The sequence below is a fragment of the Streptomyces sp. BBFR2 genome (genome assembly GCF_044497305.1).
Classification (GTDB): domain Bacteria; phylum Actinomycetota; class Actinomycetes; order Streptomycetales; family Streptomycetaceae; genus Streptomyces.
This window is the reverse complement of sequence record NZ_CP172415.1, coordinates 2,178,659-2,195,596: the sequence shown is the minus strand read 5'-3', so window position 1 is coordinate 2,195,596 and position 16,938 is coordinate 2,178,659. Positions and strand designations below refer to the sequence as shown.

General features: G+C 74.7%; 18 protein-coding genes. 12 read left to right on the top strand and 6 right to left on the bottom strand.

What is annotated here, in order from left to right; genetic code table 11:
- Positions 1 to 11: 11 nt before the first annotated feature.
- Positions 12 to 1,022, bottom strand: a complete 1,011-nt coding sequence (locus ACGH2B_RS08135) for a GNAT family N-acetyltransferase (protein ID WP_399086301.1) — start codon at positions 1,020 to 1,022, stop codon at positions 12 to 14.
- Between the two features lie 138 nt (positions 1,023 to 1,160).
- Here ACGH2B_RS08135 and fdxA point away from each other — a divergent pair, with 138 nt between their 5' ends.
- Together fdxA and dapC are read left to right on the top strand one after the other, a co-directional pair.
- Positions 1,161 to 1,481, top strand: a complete 321-nt coding sequence (fdxA, locus tag ACGH2B_RS08130; protein ID WP_004950253.1) for a ferredoxin — start codon at positions 1,161 to 1,163, stop codon at positions 1,479 to 1,481.
- 181 nt (positions 1,482 to 1,662) lie between these two features.
- Complete coding sequence (gene dapC / locus ACGH2B_RS08125; protein ID WP_399086297.1) at positions 1,663 to 2,757, top strand: succinyldiaminopimelate transaminase; 1,095 nt, start codon at positions 1,663 to 1,665, stop codon at positions 2,755 to 2,757.
- A 75-nt stretch (positions 2,758 to 2,832) separates the two neighbouring features.
- On the opposite strand, the gene ACGH2B_RS08120 is transcribed toward dapC, so the two are convergent.
- The gene (locus ACGH2B_RS08120) at positions 2,833 to 3,282 is read right to left on the bottom strand and encodes an ATP-binding protein (RefSeq protein WP_399086294.1); all 450 of its coding nucleotides are present in this window, start codon (positions 3,280 to 3,282) and stop codon (positions 2,833 to 2,835) included.
- A gap of 316 nt (positions 3,283 to 3,598) precedes the next feature.
- Positions 3,599 to 4,525: a heavy metal transporter gene (locus tag ACGH2B_RS08115; RefSeq protein WP_399086291.1), complete on the bottom strand. Its 927-nt coding sequence runs from the start codon at positions 4,523 to 4,525 to the stop codon at positions 3,599 to 3,601.
- Between the two features lie 117 nt (positions 4,526 to 4,642).
- On the opposite strand from ACGH2B_RS08115, the gene dapE reads away from it, so the two are divergent.
- The gene (gene dapE, locus ACGH2B_RS08110; protein ID WP_399086288.1) at positions 4,643 to 5,734 is read left to right on the top strand and encodes a succinyl-diaminopimelate desuccinylase; all 1,092 of its coding nucleotides are present in this window, start codon (positions 4,643 to 4,645) and stop codon (positions 5,732 to 5,734) included.
- 142 nt (positions 5,735 to 5,876) lie between these two features.
- On the top strand, positions 5,877 to 6,635 hold the full coding sequence (locus ACGH2B_RS08105) for a TIGR00730 family Rossman fold protein (RefSeq protein ID WP_399086285.1): 759 nt from the start codon (positions 5,877 to 5,879) through the stop codon (positions 6,633 to 6,635).
- A gap of 52 nt (positions 6,636 to 6,687) precedes the next feature.
- Here ACGH2B_RS08105 and folP read toward each other — a convergent pair whose 3' ends face one another.
- The gene (gene folP / locus ACGH2B_RS08100; protein WP_399086282.1) at positions 6,688 to 7,548 is read right to left on the bottom strand and encodes a dihydropteroate synthase; all 861 of its coding nucleotides are present in this window, start codon (positions 7,546 to 7,548) and stop codon (positions 6,688 to 6,690) included.
- Between the two features lie 127 nt (positions 7,549 to 7,675).
- Here folP and ACGH2B_RS08095 point away from each other — a divergent pair, with 127 nt between their 5' ends.
- Positions 7,676 to 8,143 (top strand): DivIVA domain-containing protein, encoded by a 468-nt coding sequence (locus tag ACGH2B_RS08095; protein ID WP_399086280.1) that lies wholly within the window; start codon positions 7,676 to 7,678, stop codon positions 8,141 to 8,143.
- Positions 8,140 to 8,751, top strand: a complete 612-nt coding sequence (locus ACGH2B_RS08090; RefSeq protein ID WP_399086277.1) for a DNA-3-methyladenine glycosylase I — start codon at positions 8,140 to 8,142, stop codon at positions 8,749 to 8,751. The genes ACGH2B_RS08095 and ACGH2B_RS08090 overlap by 4 nt, the downstream gene beginning before the upstream one ends.
- A gap of 52 nt (positions 8,752 to 8,803) precedes the next feature.
- Here the strand turns inward: ACGH2B_RS08090 and ACGH2B_RS08085 are convergent, their stop codons facing one another.
- Positions 8,804 to 9,604: an enoyl-CoA hydratase/isomerase family protein gene (locus ACGH2B_RS08085; RefSeq protein ID WP_399086274.1), complete on the bottom strand. Its 801-nt coding sequence runs from the start codon at positions 9,602 to 9,604 to the stop codon at positions 8,804 to 8,806.
- A gap of 333 nt (positions 9,605 to 9,937) precedes the next feature.
- On the opposite strand from ACGH2B_RS08085, the gene ACGH2B_RS08080 reads away from it, so the two are divergent.
- On the top strand, positions 9,938 to 10,105 hold the full coding sequence (locus ACGH2B_RS08080) for a DUF3117 domain-containing protein (protein WP_003985072.1): 168 nt from the start codon (positions 9,938 to 9,940) through the stop codon (positions 10,103 to 10,105).
- Between the two features lie 167 nt (positions 10,106 to 10,272).
- On the opposite strand, the gene ACGH2B_RS08075 is transcribed toward ACGH2B_RS08080, so the two are convergent.
- Positions 10,273 to 10,956 (bottom strand): O-methyltransferase, encoded by a 684-nt coding sequence (locus ACGH2B_RS08075; protein WP_399086271.1) that lies wholly within the window; start codon positions 10,954 to 10,956, stop codon positions 10,273 to 10,275.
- A gap of 165 nt (positions 10,957 to 11,121) precedes the next feature.
- Between ACGH2B_RS08075 and sigE the strand changes: the two genes are divergently transcribed.
- The 5 genes from sigE to ACGH2B_RS08050 all read left to right on the top strand — a co-directional run bounded on the left by sigE (position 11,122) and on the right by ACGH2B_RS08050 (position 16,927).
- Positions 11,122 to 11,889, top strand: coding sequence for an RNA polymerase sigma factor SigE (gene sigE, locus ACGH2B_RS08070; protein WP_399086268.1), 768 nt, complete (start codon positions 11,122 to 11,124; stop codon positions 11,887 to 11,889).
- On the top strand, positions 11,886 to 12,761 hold the full coding sequence (locus ACGH2B_RS08065; protein WP_399086265.1) for a zf-HC2 domain-containing protein: 876 nt from the start codon (positions 11,886 to 11,888) through the stop codon (positions 12,759 to 12,761). Before sigE ends, ACGH2B_RS08065 begins: the two co-directional genes overlap by 4 nt.
- A gap of 813 nt (positions 12,762 to 13,574) precedes the next feature.
- The gene (locus ACGH2B_RS08060) at positions 13,575 to 15,497 is read left to right on the top strand and encodes a trypsin-like peptidase domain-containing protein (protein WP_399096808.1); all 1,923 of its coding nucleotides are present in this window, start codon (positions 13,575 to 13,577) and stop codon (positions 15,495 to 15,497) included.
- 114 nt (positions 15,498 to 15,611) lie between these two features.
- The gene (locus ACGH2B_RS08055; RefSeq protein ID WP_399086261.1) at positions 15,612 to 16,106 is read left to right on the top strand and encodes a sec-independent translocase; all 495 of its coding nucleotides are present in this window, start codon (positions 15,612 to 15,614) and stop codon (positions 16,104 to 16,106) included.
- A gap of 179 nt (positions 16,107 to 16,285) precedes the next feature.
- A complete protein-coding gene (locus ACGH2B_RS08050; protein ID WP_399086258.1) occupies positions 16,286 to 16,927 on the top strand; it encodes a hypothetical protein in 642 nt (213 codons plus the stop codon).
- Positions 16,928 to 16,938 lie beyond the last annotated feature (11 nt).

Here is a 16,938-nt window from a genome sequence, read left to right as displayed (position 1 = left end):
CCCGTCCGCGCTCAGGGGGCCACCGCCGCGGGCGCGGTCCGGTAGTGGTAGCCGTGGTGATCGGTGAAGCCGAGCCCGTCGTAGAGCTGGAGCGCCGCCGCGTTGTCCGCCTCGACCTGGAGATACGCGGCCGACGCCCCCTCGTCCAGGGCGCGGGCGGCGAGCGCCGCCATCACCAGCCGGGCCAGCCCCCCGCGCCGCGCCGAGGGCGCCACCTCGACCGCCGCGAACCCGGCCCACCGGCCGTCCACCACACAGCGCCCGATCGCCTCCGCGCCGCCGTCCGCGCCGTCCACCGTCGCGAACCACACCGACGGACCGCCGGTCAGCACCGCCCGCGCCCCGGGCACCGGCCCCTCCGCCCGGTGGTAGCGCGCCAGCCACGCCGCGTCCGGTTCCCGGTCCAGCCGCACCCGGGCCAGGTCCGCGCCGGTGTCCGCAAGCGGCGCCAGCGCGGCGGTCCGCACCCGGGTGCGGCCGGACGCCGTCCAGCCGCGCCGCTCCAGTTCGGCGGCCAGCTCCTCGTCGGCGTCCGGGCGGCCGGTGGTCACGGAGACGATGGCCGGCAGACCGCGCGATGCGTACCAGCGGACGGTGTGCGCCAGCGCCTCGTCCAGCGGGACCCCGGGGGCGCCGAGCGGCAGGACAGAGTTGGCCCGCCGGGTGAAGCCGCCGGACGCCCGCAGCGTCCACCCGCCGAGACGCTCGGTCTCGACCGCCGGCCAGCCGCGGGCCGCGACCTCGGTCAGCTCCCGCACATCGGCCGCCGGGCCCCGCCGCCGGGCCGGCGTCTGCGGCACCACCTTGGCCGCGACCAGCAGTTCTTCCCCGACCCTGACCTGCTCGCCGTTCCTGCGTGTGATGATGAGCACACCGTCCGTCCAGGATGTGAGCACCCCGACCGCGTCGGTGAACGCCCACTGACCTGCACTGTCGTCCGTACGGCGCCGGACCGATACCCTTTTGCCCACGTCAGCATGGGTGATGCGAACTTCAGCACGACCGTCGGTCATGAATTCCACCGCTCTTCCCGCCCCTCTTGTTCGTCTCGTGTCCGGGAACGGAGATACTAGGTGCGGGCATCGACGACGCCGCGCTCCCGCGCGCCCTGCGGCGGCCTGCCAATCGGTCCGCCGGCCCTACCGAGGAGGAACGACAGCGTGACCTACGTCATCGCGCAGCCTTGTGTCGACGTCAAGGACAAGGCATGCATCGAGGAGTGCCCCGTCGACTGCATCTACGAGGGCTCCCGGTCCTTGTACATCCACCCGGACGAATGCGTCGACTGCGGGGCCTGCGAGCCGGTCTGCCCGGTCGAGGCGATCTTCTACGAGGACGACACCCCTGACGAGTGGAAGGACTACTACAAGGCGAATGTGGAGTTCTTCGACGAGCTGGGCTCGCCCGGTGGTGCCAGCAAGCTCGGCCTGATCGAGCGCGACCACCCCTTCATCGCCGCGCTGCCGCCGCAGAACCAGTAACGGCCCGGCCCGTGCGGGGGGGGCGGCGCGACGCCGCCGCCCCGCACCGGCGCGGCCGCCGGCCCGGTCCCGCGGCGTCCGAAGGTCCCGTACGGCACCGACGTACGGGACCTTCGCGCTTCCCCGGCCCCGGCCCGCGCCGGGCCCGCCGGCATCCGCCCCGCACCAGAAAGAGAGCATCGTGGGCGCAGTCTCCTCCCTCCTTCCGGTCTTCCCCTGGGACCGCCTGGAGCCCTACAAGGCCACGGCCGCCGCACACCCGGGCGGCATCGTCGACCTCTCCGTCGGTACCCCCGTCGACCCGGTGCCCGAGCTGATCCGTGCGGCACTGACCGACGCGGCCGACAGTCACGGCTATCCCACGGTCTGGGGCACCCCGGCCCTGCGCGACGCCCTCACCGGCTGGGCCACCGACCGCCTCGGCGCCCGCGGGCTGACCCACGCAGGCGTCCTGCCGGTCGTCGGCTCCAAGGAACTGGTCGCCTGGCTTCCCACCCAGCTCGGCCTCGGCCCCGGCGACAAGGTCGCCCACCCGCGCCTGGCCTACCCGACGTACGAGGTCGGCGCCCGCCTCGCCCGCGCCGAACCGGTCGCCTACGACGACCCGACCGACCTCGACCCGGCCGGTCTGAAGCTGCTCTGGCTCAACTCGCCGTCCAACCCGACCGGCCGGGTCCTGACCGCCGACGAGCTGCGCCGGATCGTCGCCTGGGCCCGCGAGCACGGAATCCTGGTCGTCAGCGACGAGTGCTACCTCGAACTGGGCTGGGAGGCCGACCCGGTCTCCGTCCTGCACCCGGACGTCTGCGGCGACTCCCACGACGGTCTGGTCGCCGTGCACTCGCTCTCCAAGCGCTCCAACCTCGCCGGGTACCGCGCCGCGTTCGCCGTCGGTGACGCCGCCGTCCTCGGTGAGCTGCTGAAGATCCGCAAGCACGGCGGCATGATGGTCGCCGCGCCCGTCCAGGCGGCCACCGTCGCCGCCCTCGGCGACACCGCGCACGTCACCGAGCAGCGGGAGCGCTACGCCCGCCGCCGCGCCGCACTGCGCGGCGCCTTCGAGGCGGCCGGGTTCCGCATCGAGCACAGCGAGGCGTCGCTCTACCTCTGGGCCACCCGCGACGAGCCCTGCTGGGACACGGTCGGCCACCTCGCCGAGCGCGGCATCCTCGTCGCCCCCGGTGACTTCTACGGACCGGCCGGCGACCGCTTCGTCCGGATCGCCTTCACCGCGACCGACGAACGCGTCGAGGCGGCCGTCCGCCGTCTCGCGTAGCGCACAGGCGAAGGGGCCCGGGGAGAGATGAACTCCCCGGGCCCCTTCGTGTGCCTGGCGCCTCGGCGCCCGCCGTCAGCCGCCGAGCGGGAGACCGCCGAGCAGGCCCTTCGCGGGCAGCTGCTGCGTCGCACCGGCCACGCCCTTCACCGCGTCGGTGGGCAGCGTGTCGGTCGACAGACCGTTCTTACCGGCCTTGCCGAGGACGTCCCCGACGGTCTCGGCGGTGTGCTGGGTGGTCGGCGCGGCCCGCTCGACGACCGGACCCGCGGTCTCCACCAGCGCCGGGGCGAGCTTCTGCGCCGCGGCGCCACCGGCCTCGTTCACCAGGCCGACGCCTTCGTGCGCGACCGTGTCGACGGTTTCGCTGGTGCGCGGCGAGTCCAGGGTGGTCAGCCCGCCCAGGTCGGTCGCGCTCGGCAGGGCCGCGGCGCTGGCGGAACCGGCCACGGCGACCACGGGTGCCGCGCTCGCCGCGACCAGCAGGGCGGCTCGGGCGATCCGGCGCGTAACGGGGAGGGACATGGTGCTCCTTCGACGGAGGGGCGCGTACTTCGGACAGAGGGGCACGGAACGTGCCGGGTCCGCCGGGCCGACGGACGCCCTGACTACCGCGTCAGCCCCCCGAAGGTTGCGGTGAACTCCGGTAAAGAATTGATAACGCGTCACATAATCCGCCGTGTCGAAATGCGGGCAATATGTGCATCCGTTCGCCCGTCGCGACACCCTCGCCACCCTTGTCCCACAAGGGAATGCGGCCGCACCCGCCCGCCGTCGCGGCGCAAGGGCCCCGGCGGCCACGGGAGTTGGCGGGTGTGCCCCGATGGAGGGAAGCGCCGGACTACTGCCCGGTGATGATCCGTACGGCGGAGGCCGCGCCCGGGGCGCCGCGGTCCGCGTCGCGCTGCCAGCCCTGCCCGGCGTCCGCCGCCCGCCAGGTCCGCCCGGCGTAGGAGATCTGTTCGACGCCCAGTTCGGCGGAGTGGGCGACCGACCACAGCGCCACCTGCCAGCCGCGCCGCGCCCCGCCGTCCGCGCCGGAGCCCGCCACCGGCACCGTCACCGTCCGGCCGCCGCCCTTCGCGCCCGCGTCCTTCGCGCCGGCCCCCGGGAGCACCCCGGCGCCGAACTCCCGCACCAGCCGCTCGCGCACCCGCGCCGCGCCCGCCGCGCCCGTGCCCCGCTCCGGGCGCGGCACCACGCAGGTCAGCGCCGCACCCCGGAGCCCGCTCAACGCGTCCGCCAGCAGCGCCGCGTCCGCCTCGTGCTTGGCGTACGCCAGCGGATAGCCGCTGCGCTGCACCCGCTGCGCCGCCTCGGTCACCGGCAGCCGCTCGTAGCCGGGCACCTTCACCAGATGCGCGTAGAACGCCCCGGCGGCGTACACCGGATCCATGATCTGCCGGGGCGTGCCCCAGCCGTGCGAGGGGCGCTGCTGGAACAGACCGAGGGAGTCCTTGTCGCCGTGGTCGAGATTGCGCAGTCCGGACTCCTGCATCGCCGTCGCCAGCGCGACCGTCACCGCCCGCGGCGGCAGCCCCCGCGCGGCGGCCACGGCGGAGACCGTCGCCGCGTTCGCCGCCCGCTCCGGCGGCAGCTCGTACGCCGCGCCGCCGCCCGCCGCCGCGACCGTGCACCGCGGCTCCCCGGGCCCACCGGTGAGCTGTTCCACCGCGACGTACGCGCCCGCGCCCAGCAGCACGGCGACGGCCGCGGCGGTACGCCACGGGCGCCGGCGGCGGGCGGGGGAAGGGACGGCGGCCTGCACGCCGCCACCGTAGCGAAGCCCGGGGGTCCGGGCCCGGCGATCCCCGGACTCCTGGCGGCCCCGGCCGGCGGTCGGCCCCGCGCCGGGCGGTCGGCGCCAGGCTCTAGGGTTGACGGTATGGAGCGCTCCGCAGATCACCCCGCCCTCGACCTGTCGCTCGACGCCGCCGAGCTGACCGCGCGGCTCGTCGACTTCCCCTCCGAGAGCGGCAATGAGAAGGACCTCGCCGACGCCGTCGAGCACGCCCTGCGCGCGCTGGATCACCTCACCGTCGACCGCTACGGCAACAACGTCGTCGCCCGCACGCACCTCGGCCACGCCGAGCGGGTGGTGCTCGCCGGACACCTCGACACCGTCCCGATCGCCGGCAACGTCCCCTCCCGCCTCGACGACGACGGCTACCTCTGGGGCTGCGGCTCCTGCGACATGAAGTCCGGCGTCGCCGTCCAGCTCCGCATCGCCGCCACCGTCCCCGCCCCCAACCGCGACCTCACCTTCGTCTTCTACGACCAGGAAGAGGTCGCCGCCCACCTCAACGGCCTCGGCCATGTCGCCGACGCCCACCCGGACTGGCTCGCCGGGGACTTCGCCGTCCTCCTGGAGTCCTCCGACGGCGAGGTCGAGGGCGGCTGCCAGGGCACCCTGCGCGTCCTGCTGCACACCAGCGGTGAGCGCGCCCACTCCGCCCGCGGCTGGATGGGCGCGAACGCCATCCACGCCGCCGCCCCGATCCTGGCGAAGCTCGCCGCGTACCAGCCGCGCCGCGCCATGATCGACGGACTGGAGTACCGCGAGGGCCTCAACGCCGTCCGCGTCGAGGGCGGCGTCGCCAACAACGTCATCCCGGACGCCTGCACCGTCACCGTCAACTTCCGCTACGCACCGGACCGCACCCCCGAAGAGGCGCTGGCCCACGTCCGCGAGGTCTTCGCGGACTGCCCGGTGGACGAGTTCACCGTCGACGACCACTCCCCGGGCGCGCTGCCCGGCCTCTCGCACCCGGCGGCCAAGGCGTTCATGGACGCCGTCGGCGGCACCGCGCGCCCCAAGTTCGGCTGGACCGACGTCTCGCGCTTCAGCGCCCTCGGCGTCCCCGCGGTCAACTACGGCCCCGGCAACCCGCTCCTCGCCCACAAGCGCGACGAGCGTGTCCTCGCCGAGCGCATCGGCCACTGCGAGGAGCGGCTCCGCGCCTGGCTGACCAGCTGACCCGTCACCGTGGCGGCCCGTCCGCCCCGGCGAAGGCACCGGTCCGCGCCGTCCGTCCCGCCCGCCGGACGGACGGCGTGGACGGTCCCGCGCGGGATCTAGGCTGAGGGCCGCAACGTTCAGTCGGCGGAGGGAGCACGACATGGCCAGTCCCGAGGGAGCAGCCACCCCCGAGGAGCAGCGGCTGGGACCCGTACTGCGCCGTTACGACCAGGTGCAGCGCAGCACCACCGACCAGCGGCTGCTGGACTCCGAGGGCCCCTCCGAGTGGGTGCACACCGATCCGTGGCGGGTCATGCGCATCCAGGCGGAGTTCGTCGAGGGCTTCGGCGCGCTCGCCGAACTCGGCCCCGCCGTCAGCGTCTTCGGCTCCGCCCGCACGCCCCGTGATTCCGCCGAGTACGCGTCCGGCGTGAAGCTCGGCAGGGCGCTGGTGGAGGCCGGATTCGCGGTGATCACCGGCGGTGGCCCCGGCGCCATGGAGGCGGCCAACCGCGGCGCCCACGAGGCCGGCGGCACCTCCGTCGGCCTCGGCATCGAGCTGCCCTTCGAGCAGGGCATGAACGCGTACGTGAACCTCGGCGTCGACTTCCGGTACTTCTTCGTACGGAAGACCTGTTTCGTGAAGTACGCCCGCGGCTTCGTCGTACTGCCCGGCGGACTGGGCACCCTGGACGAGCTGTTCGAGGCGCTGACCCTCGTCCAGACCGGGAAGGTGACCCGCTTCCCGATCGTCCTCTTCGGCACGTCCTACTGGAGCGGACTGGTCGACTGGTTGCGCGAGACGCTGATCGCCGAGGGCAAGGCGTCCCCCCGCGACCTGGAACTCTTCCACCTCAGCGATGACGTGGACGAGGCCATCGCCCTGGTGACGAAGGAAGTGGGACCGGGGGTGCGGTGACGCCCGCCCGCGGGGCCGCCCGGCGCGGCCCCGCACCCCCTGGCGCGGCCGGTTACGCCAGCCCGCGCCGGGCCACCGCCGGCGCCCGGTGCCCGGCGATCGAGGCGACCATGTCCAGCACCTGCCGGGTCTCGGCGACCTCGTGGACGCGGTAGACCTGCGCCCCCAGCCACGCGGAGACCGCGGTGGTCGCCAGCGTGCCCAGGACGCGCTCCTTGACCGGCTTGTCCAGCGTCTCGCCGACGAAGTCCTTGTTGGAGAGGGAGACCAGCACCGGCCAGCCCGTATCGGTCATCTCACCCAGCCGCCGGGTCGCCTCCAGGCTGTGCCGGGTGTTCTTCCCGAAGTCGTGCCCCGGATCGATCATGATCGCGTCGCGCCGGACGCCCAGCGCCACGGCGCGCTCGGCCAGCCCCAGCGTCACGCGCAGGATGTCCGCCATCACGTCGTCGTACGCCACCCGGTGCGGACGGGTCCGCGGTTCGGCGCCCCCGGCGTGCGTGCAGACCAGACCCGCGCCGTACCGGGCGGCGACCTCCGCGAGCTTCGGATCGACGCCGCCCCAGGCGTCGTTGAGGACATCGGCGCCCGCCTCGCACACCGCCTCGCCGACCTCGTGCCGCCAGGTGTCGACGCTGATGACCACGTCCGGGTGGCGCCGCCGCACCTCCGCGACGAAGCCGACGGTGCGCCGCGCCTCCTCCTCGGCGGTGACCTCCTCACCGGGTCCGGCCTTGACGCCGCCGATGTCGATGATCGCGGCGCCCTCGGCGACCGCCTGCTCGACACGGTGGAGTGCCGCCTCGTCCTGGAACGTCGCCCCCTGGTCGTAGAAGGAGTCCGGGGTCCGGTTCACGATCGCCATGATCACCGGTTCGTCCGCGCCGAACTCGCGTTTCCCCAGCCGCAGCATGCTCACTCCTTCTCGATGGTCCGGCAGCGACCTTACGGCCTCACCCGCCGACGGGCGCGGGCGAGGCCGTTGACTGTCACACCCGCATGGCACGATCGGTGCAGGTGCGTCTTCCGGGGAGTTGGTCGTGTTCTGGTTTCTGCTGATCGCCATGGTCGTGGTGGTCGCCGTGGTCACCCTCGTCGTCGTGGGCGGCGAGCGCGGCGGGCTGCACGACACCGAGCCCGAGCAGCTCTACGACCCGCTGCCCCGACAGCGCCCGCTCACCCGCGCCGACATCGACTCCGTACGCTTCGCGGTCACCGTCCGCGGCTACCGCATGAACGACGTCGACGACGCCCTCGACCGCGTCGGCGCCGAACTCGCCGAGCGGGACGCCCGGATCGCGGAGCTGGAGGCGGCACTGGCCGGCGTCCACGCCGCGTCCATGGGCGGTCCGGGACTGATCGAGGACGGTGCGCCCGAGGGAGAGCCGGGGCCCGACGCCGGAGCCGCCGACGCCGACGGGACCGGGGCGACGGCGCGGCCGCGGCCCGCGGGTGCGGAGGCGGACGGCCGGGCGGCCGGGGCGCCGGAAGGTGAGGGCCGGTCATGACGGGTGTGGTGACCGCCCCGGACGGCGTTCCGCGCTGCCCGTGGGGCATGGAGGCCGAGAAGATGGCCGATTACCGCGAGTACCACGACACCGAGTGGGGCCGCCCGGTCCACGGCGACGACGCGCTCTTCGAGCGGATGTGCCTGGAGGCGTTCCAGTCCGGTCTGTCGTGGATCACGATCCTCCGCCGCCGGGAGGCGTTCCGCACCGCCTTCGCGGGCTTCCGGATCGCCGAGGTCGCGCGGTTCACCGACGCCGACGCCGCACGGCTCCTCGCCGACCCCGGCATCATCCGAAATCAAGCCAAGATCACCGCGACGCTCGCCAACGCCCGTCTCGCCGCCGCCCTGGCCCCCGGCGAGCTGGACACCCTGATCTGGTCGTACGCGCCCGAGCGGGCCGGCCGCCCGGCGCCGCGCACCGTCGCCGACGTCCCGCCGGTGACCGCGGAGTCCACGGCGCTCGCCAAGGACCTCAAGAAGCGCGGCTTCCGCTTCGTCGGCCCGACCACCGCGTACGCCCTGATGCAGGCGTGCGGTCTGGTCAACGACCACCTCGCCGGGTGCCACGTCCGGGAGGCGACGGAGCGGGCGGCGGCCGCGGGCTGAGCCCCGGGCCGCCCCGCCACGACCGCCGCCCGGACCGGGCGGCGCGCCCCGGTCAGCGCCCGAGGTAGACGGGCTTCTCCTTCTTCACGAACGCCTCCACGGCGATGTGGTGGTCCTCGGAGGCCCCGGCCCGCGCCTGCAGCTCCTCCTCCTTGGCGAGCGCCTCGGCCAGGGTGTGCCCGGCGCCGTAGGCCAGCGACTCCTTGAGCGCCGCGTACGCCAGGGTCGGCCCCGCGGCGAGCTTGCGGGCCACCGCCGCCGCCCGGTCCGCCAGCTCCGCCGCGGGTACCACCTCGCTCGCGATGCCCAGCGCGTACGCCTCCTGCGCGTCGATGCTGCGCGGGAAGAGCAGCAGGTCAGCGGCGCGGCCCGGCCCGACGACGCGCGGCAGCGTCCAGGACACCCCGGAGTCGGCGGTGAGCGCGACCCCGGCGAAGGCGGTGGTGAAGGAAGCCGAGTCGGCGACGACGCGGTGGTCGGCGGCGAGGGCGAAGCCGAAGCCGGCGCCCGCCGCGACGCCGTTGACGCCCGCCACCACCGGCTTCGGCATCTCGGTGATCGCGGTGACGATGGGGTTGTAGTGCTCCCGCACGGTGCTCATGGTGGAGCCGTCGCCGCGCTCCCGGTCCGCGGCGAGCAGTCCGATGTGCTCCTTGAGGTCCTGGCCGACGCAGAAGGCGCGGCCGGTGGCGGTGAGCAGGACGGCGCGGACGGCGGGGTCGGCGGCCGCGTTCCGCAGATGGTCCCGGAGCGCCACCTTCGTGTCGATGTTCAGGGCGTTCATCGCGTCGGGGCGGTTGAGGGTGATCGTGGCGAGTCCGTCGGTCACGTCGTAGAGCACGGTGTCGGCCATGAGTGAGGGGTCCCTCCGTCGCGGGTGGCGCCGCCCTTCGGGGGCGGTCAGCGCTCAGGATGCCGGAGATCATCCGGGCCGGGCATGTGACGTACGTCAAAGAATGAGGGTGGCCGAGGGCGTGAAGGGCGGCGCAGTATCGCAGGCCACTCACCGAATTGCGGGGGTTTGGGGGAGCGGGTTGCCGAAGGGAAGCTGTCCGATGTTGGTCATCGGGTCGTTCGATGCGGGATAATGGCCTGGAAGCAATGTGTTCGATGCCGGTGACGCGTGCCGAGATGCGGCCGTCGGCGGTCGGCTGAGGATGAGCTGGTTTCAGGAAGGGGAACGAGCATGGCGGCCATGAAGCCGCGGACGGGTGACGGCCCGCTCGAGGTGACCAAGGAGGGGCGGGGCATCGTCATGCGGGTTCCGCTCGAAGGCGGCGGGCGACTCGTCGTCGAGCTGACACCCGACGAAGCCAAGGCCCTGGGTGAGGCACTGGAGAAGGTCACCGTCTGAGAGGGCGGCCCGAACTGCTGCGGTTCCCCGGGGCGCTGACCCCAGGTACCCCCAGCCGATGATCATGGCCCCGGCGGCGCGCCTCGTGCGCTCCGCCGGGGCCTTTCGTCGTTCCGGGGGCGGGCTCCCGGCGGGCGGACGTCACGGCCCCGGGCGGACCGGCTCACTCAGCCGCGTTTGACCGCGCACAGCAGGCCGTCGCCGACCGGCAGCAGCGACGGGACGAGCGCGGAGCTGTCCCGGACCGCGCGCAGCAACTCGCGCAGGCGCAGCACCTCGTCGGGTTGCTCACCGGAGTCGACGGTCCGGCCGTCGGCGAAGACCCCCGCGAAGCAGACCAGCCCGCCCGGGCGCAGCAGCCGCAGCGCCTCGGCGAGGTAGTCGGTGCACTCCGCCAGATCGCCGTCGCAGAACACCAGGTCGTAGCCGCCGTCGGCGAGCCGCGGCAGGACGTCCAGCGCCCGGCCGGGGATGAACCGCGCGCGGTTCCCGGCGAAGCCCGCCTCGCGGAACGCCTGCTTGGCGAAGGTCTGCCGCTGCGGTTCGAGGTCGACGGTGGTGAGCACGCCGTCCGGCCGCATACCGTGCAGGAGGTAGATGCCCGACACGCCCGTGCCGGTGCCGATCTCGGCGATGGCCTTGGCCCCGGCGGTGGCGGCGAGCATGCGCAGGGCGGCTCCGGTGGCGGTCGACACCGTACGGATCCCGGCGTCGCGGGCGCAGGAACGGGACCAGCGAAGGGCGATGTCGGTGGCGTCGTCGATGGTCCCGGCGCCGTACGCCTCGGCGAATGCCAGGCCCGTCTGCCGGTTGCCGGTAATGGCCCTCTCCTGTCCCCGTAGTTGACGCAACGGTGACTGTATCCGCTGCGTGCGGGAACCCGCAGATGGGACCGGGCGTTAATGGGGGACAGGGGGGATGCGGTGGTGAAGACCGACGGAGACACGAAGCAAGCGCGGAAGTAGCACCAAATGCAGGTCAAAACTGCTTATCCGGAGCTAACGGGCGAGGTGGATATGGTAGGGGCTCTACTGGACACCACCAGAGCCACCAGGGGAGGTGCGGCTACGACGGGTGACCGCCGAGGGCGCAGACGCCTGCGACGGCCGTTCGCCGAGCCGAAATCCGTGACCGACACCGCTGACCGTCTCCGCGCCCACCACTCCGCTCCTACCGCGACCTTCGCCGCAGACGCGGATGCGCAGGCGTGGACTCCCCCCAGTTGGGAGGAGATCGTCAGCACCCACAGCGCACGGGTCTACCGCCTCGCCTACCGCCTCACCGGCAATCAGCACGACGCCGAGGACCTGACGCAGGAGGTCTTCGTCCGCGTCTTCCGTTCGCTGTCGACGTACACGCCGGGCACGTTCGAGGGCTGGCTGCACCGCATCACCACCAACCTCTTCCTCGACATGGTCCGCCGCCGTCAGCGGATCCGCTTCGACGCGCTGGGCGAGGACGCCGCCGAGCGGCTGCCGAGCCGCGAGCCGTCGCCCCAGCAGCATTTCAACGACACCCACTTCGACGCCGATGTGCAGCAGGCGCTGGACACCCTGGCGCCGGAGTTCCGCGCCGCCGTCGTCCTGTGCGACATCGAGGGCCTGTCGTACGAGGAGATCGCCGCGACGCTCGGCGTGAAGCTCGGTACGGTCCGCAGCCGGATCCACCGTGGCCGCTCGCATCTGCGCAAGGCGCTCAAGCACCGCTCGCCGCAGGTGCGCGCCGAGGAGCGGGAGCAGCGCTCGCTGGCCGCGGTGTCCACCGGGGAGGTCGGAATCGCGTGAGCCCGATTGGCGGTGCTTCCCCCGCCGAGCACCATCTCGGTGACCGCCTCGCAGCCCTGGTCGACGGCGAGTTGGGACATGACGCGCGGGAGCGGGTGCTCGCGCACCTGGCGACCTGCGGACGGTGCAAGGCGGAGGCCGACGCCCAGCGCCGGCTGAAGAGCGTCTTCGCGCAGGCCGCGCCACCCGGCCCCTCCGAGGGGCTGCTGGCGCGGTTGCAGGGGCTGTCCGGCGGAGATCCGGACGGCCCCGGCGGCGGGCTGGGCCCCTTCGGACGCGCCGAGTTCGACCGGGACGGCGGCGGCTTCGGCTACCTGCCGTCCTCCGGCGCGCACGCGAGCGGTGCCCCCGCGCCCCGGCAGCGGGGCTTCCGTATCCATGAGAGCGAGCGCCCGGCGCCGCAGCGCCGCCGGTTCGCGTTCGCCGCGGCCGGTGCCGTCTCGCTGGCCGCCCTCGCCCTGGGCGGCACGCTGCCGCTGGAGGCCGCGATCGATCCGCCGGGCCGTCAGGACGGCACCGGCACCGCCGTCGTCCCGCTCAGCGCCACCCCGGTCGCGGGCAGCGACCGGCTCCGGGACGCCGGGTTGCTGACGTCCGGCGGCGTCGCCGGCCGGGCCGCGCCCGGGGCGACCGGCCTGTACGCTCCCGGCGCGCCGTCCGCGGCGCCCCCGGTGCGGATACCGTCCGGCGGCCGGTTCGGTCCGCTGACGGCCCCGTCCGGTCAGGACGTCGCCCGTCGCCCGGCGCCCCAGGCCGTCGATACCGTCCGCGCCCCGGGCCCGCTCGCCCCCGCCACCGAGATCCTCCGCCCGCTCCTCGGCTCCGCACTCTCTCCCACCCCCTCCGCGCACCCGCCCGCCGCCCCGCGCTGACCGCCGCCTGCGCTCTGTCACAGGGAACTGGTTGAATCGCTGCGGGGCGGTGCGTGTCGTCGACGGGCACGGTCCGCGAGGTGGCGGTGGCCCGCGCAGGCGCGGGCGAATGGTGGGGAGAGCATGGACGACGGTACGGCCACCGGGCCGAAGCTGAAGTGGTGGAACCGGCCGGGGCGCACCCCCGACCCCCGCCCCGGGCCGGGACCGCAGCCCCATCCGCTGCCCACCGACAGCAGCGCCACCCAGCCGCAGCCCGGTCCGTCCGGTCCGTCCGAGGCCGGTGCGCCGGTGCCGGGCGCGGGGACGGAGGCGCAGCCGGCGGCCCGGGGCGGCTCGCAGCCGGGTGTTCCGGGCGGGGCGCCGCCGATGCCCGAGGGCGGCCCGCAGCCGGGTGCGCCCGCCGTGCCGCAGCCCGCCGCTCCGGCCCCGGCCCAGTCGCTGCCCGTGGGCGACGCTGCTCCGCAGGCTCCTGTTTCCGCTGCTCCGGCGGCTGCCGGGTCCGTGGTGCAGCCCGGTGCTCCCGCCGTGGTCCAGCCGTCGCCCGGAGACGGCTCGCAGCCGGGTGTTCCGGGCGGGGCGCCGCCGGTGCCCGAGGGTGGCGCGGGTCCGCAGCCGGAGGTTTCCGCCGTGCCGCAGGCCGCCGCTCCGGCCCCGGCCCCGCCGCTGCCGGTGGGCGACGCGGCTCCGCAGGCCGCCGCTCCCGCCGCTCCCGCTGCTCCGGCTGCTCCGGGGGCTGCCGGTTCCGGGTCGCTGCCGGTGTCCGACGACGATTTCCCGCCCCCGGAGCCGCTGGCGGCCACGGCCGCGTCGGTGCGGGCCGGTTCCGCCGCCGACCTGCCCCCGGCCGGTCCGGAGGCCGCGGCGGAGCCCGCCTCTCCGGCCGCCGCCGGAGCCCCGGCACCCGTACCCGCGGCCGCCGCCGGAGCCCCGTTGCCGACGTCCCCCGCACCGGCGGACGCCCCCGTCACCCCGGGCGCGCCCCCGGTGACGCCCACTGCTCCCGGAGCCTCCGCCACGCCTCCCGGCGGCACGTCCGTGCCCGAGGGTGCGGCTGCCGCTCCTCGTGCGGCCGTGCAGCTCGCCAAGGCAGGGGCGGCCGCCCCGGAGAAGCCGAAGCCGCGGCATGCGGAGGATCCGTACGGCACGCCGCCCTACGGTGACCCGGGGCCGTGGGCACCCGCGCCGCCGGTGCAGCGGCCGGTGACCACCCCGGCGCACGGCACCCACCTGCCGCCGGGGGCCGCCGCGCCCGCCTACGGTTCCGCCGCGCCGCCGCTGCCGGGGGCGCTACCGCCGCAGGCGCCCGCGCCGGGCGGCCCGTACGGCGAGCACCCGCTGCCCCCCGAGCGGCCCGTACCGCCGCAGCCGTATCCGCAGGGCGGGAACGGTTCGGACGGCCGCGGATTCGTGCCCATGCCGGGGGACGGCGGGCCCCGCTCCGCCGTGGCGCGCGCCGCCGAGCGGCAGGCGGCCGACGCCCCGCTGCCGCCCGAGCGGCCGGTCCCGCACCACGACGCCTCCGGTGAGCTGGGCCACCTCGTCCCGCCGATGGCACAGGGCGGCGCCTGGCAGCACTACGACCCGTGGCGCGCGCCGGCGGGCCCCGCCGTCCCGCCGCCCCGGCGCACCCGGCGCGGGCCGCTCGTCGTCGGCGCGGTGCTGCTCGCGCTGTTCGCCGGGGGCATCGGCGGCACCGTCGGCGCGTACGTCGAACGGCACGGCGGGCCGGGCGACATCACGCTGCCGCAGGACGACGAGGCGCCCCGGCCCCGCGATCCGCACAGCGTCGCCGGGATCGCGCAGACCGCGCTGCCCGGCGTCGTCACGCTCCACGTACGGGGCAACTCCGAGCAGGGCACCGGCACCGGCTTCGTCCTCGACAAGCAGGGCCACATCCTCACCAACAACCACGTCGTCGAGCCCGCCGGGGACGGCGGCGAGATCTCCGTGACGTTCAGCGGCGGGCAGACCGCCAAGGCGCGCGTCGTGGGCCGGGACAGCGGCTACGACCTCGCCGTCGTCCAGGTCGACGGCGTCTCCGGGCTGCATCCGCTCACCCTCGGCAACTCCGACGCGGTCCGTGTCGGCGACCCGGTGGTGGCCATCGGCGCGCCGTACGACCTCGCCAACACCGTCACCGCCGGGATCATCAGCGCCAAGCAGCGGCCCATCACGGCGGGCGGGGAGAAGGGCGACGGCAGCGATGTGTCCTACGTGGACGCGTTGCAGACGGACGCGCCCATCAACCCGGGCAACTCCGGCGGGCCGCTGGTCGACGGCCGGGCCCGGGTCATCGGCATCAACAGCGCCATCCGCGCGGCCGACGGCTCCAGCCCCGACGGCTCGACCCAGGGCGGCAGCATAGGGCTGGGCTTCGCCATACCGATCAACCAGGCCAAACGGGTCGCCGAGGAGCTGATCAACACCGGCCGGGCCACCCACCCGGTGATCGGCGTCACGCTGGAGATGGAGTATCCGGGCGACGGCGCGCGCGTCAGCGCCGCCGGCCAGGGCGGCCGGAACCCGGTCACCCCGGGCGGCCCCGGCGCCAAGGCGGGGATCAAGGGCGGCGACGTGATCACCCGGTTGGACGGCGCCCCCGTCCACAGCGGCGACGAGCTGATCGTCAAGATCCGCAGCCACCGGCCGGGCGACACCCTGACCCTGACCCTGCGCCGCGGCGGTCAGGACCGCACCGTCCGCCTCACCCTCGGCTCGTCCGGCACCGGCTGATCGTTTGCACGGCGTTGGCGCGGGCGACTCCCGCGTGACGCCCGGGGCCAGGTACCGTGAGGGGTGGCCTGGCCCCGGGCCGCCGACCGGCCACGGACAACCAAGGAGCTGAAGGTGTTCTTCGACATAGGACCCCTGGAGCTGGTGGCTCTCGTGATCCTCGGCGTGCTCATCTTCGGCCCGGACAAGCTGCCCAAGGTCATCGGGGACGTCATGGGCTTCCTCCGCAAGGTCCGGGAGTTCTCGGACAGCGCCAAGGAGGACATCCGCAGCGAGCTGGGCCCGGAGTTCAAGGACTTCGAGTTCGACGACCTGCGCCCGAAGAACTTCGTCCGCAAGCACGTCCTGGAGAAGGACGAGTACGGCCTGAAGGACCTCCAGGAGATCCGCGACGGGTTCGACCTCAAGCAGGAGATGGCCGACGTCACCGACGCGGTCCGCAGCTACGGCGACGACGCCCCGGCGGGCGCCGCGTCCGGCGGCGGACGGCTGAACCTCTCCAAGGACGACGCGCCCTCCGCCGGATCCGGCCGTATCGACCTCACGAAGAAGCCCTCCGGCGGCCTCGCCCCGGGCGAGCGTCCGCCTTTCGACACCGACGCCACCTGAGCCGTCGTCCGCCGCCCGGCCCGCGGCCCGCTCGTCCACCGGGCGGATGTCGCCCCTCACGGGCACGCCCTTGCGCTCTGTCCCGCCCGGTCACTGGCTATGCTCCCGGTGTCCGGGGTGAGGACGCCTGAGGGGGGCGGGCCGCCCACGACACAGGGCAACGAGGAGGCTCCGCGCAGATGGAGACGGTGAGTCGGGCTGCGGCCCAGGCGGATACGGCCGACGCGGGGCGGAAGGTCGACGGCTATCTGCTGGCGGCCTTCCCCTGGTACGGCCTCGATGAGGCGTTCACCGGCCCGCGCTGGCTGATGCGGGTCGGCGCCGCCGCCGACGGCACCGTCGAACACGGTGCGACCGGCCACGGCCAGGAGCCGACGATAAAGACCGAGACGCCCAAGGAAGAACGGTTCACCGTCGTGGTGACGGTCGCCGGGCGCCCCGTGCGGCGCAGCGGCGACGGCACCGGCGTGCTGGACGCCACCTCCGTCTCGACCGCCGCCTGGCTGGCCGGCTCCGGTCTGCTGGCCCACACCTGGCCGTCGACGATGGACCGCGCGCTGCGCCAGGACTGGCTGGACCAGCAGACCGCGCTCGCCTGGGAGCTCGCCGACGACCTCGACGGTGAGGGCTGGAGCGAGCTGCTGCTGCCGGTCGACGGCGAGCCGACCCCGTTCCGCTACCGCGAGTCCGCGTACGGCTGGGTGCTGGCCGGTTCGGCGGGCGGCGAGAACGGCGTGCACCTCGGCGCGTACGGCCGGGGGATGAGCGCGTACGGCCTCGGCTTCGGGGTGATCAAGGACCTCGCCGCGTACGAGGGCTGAGCGCACCGCAG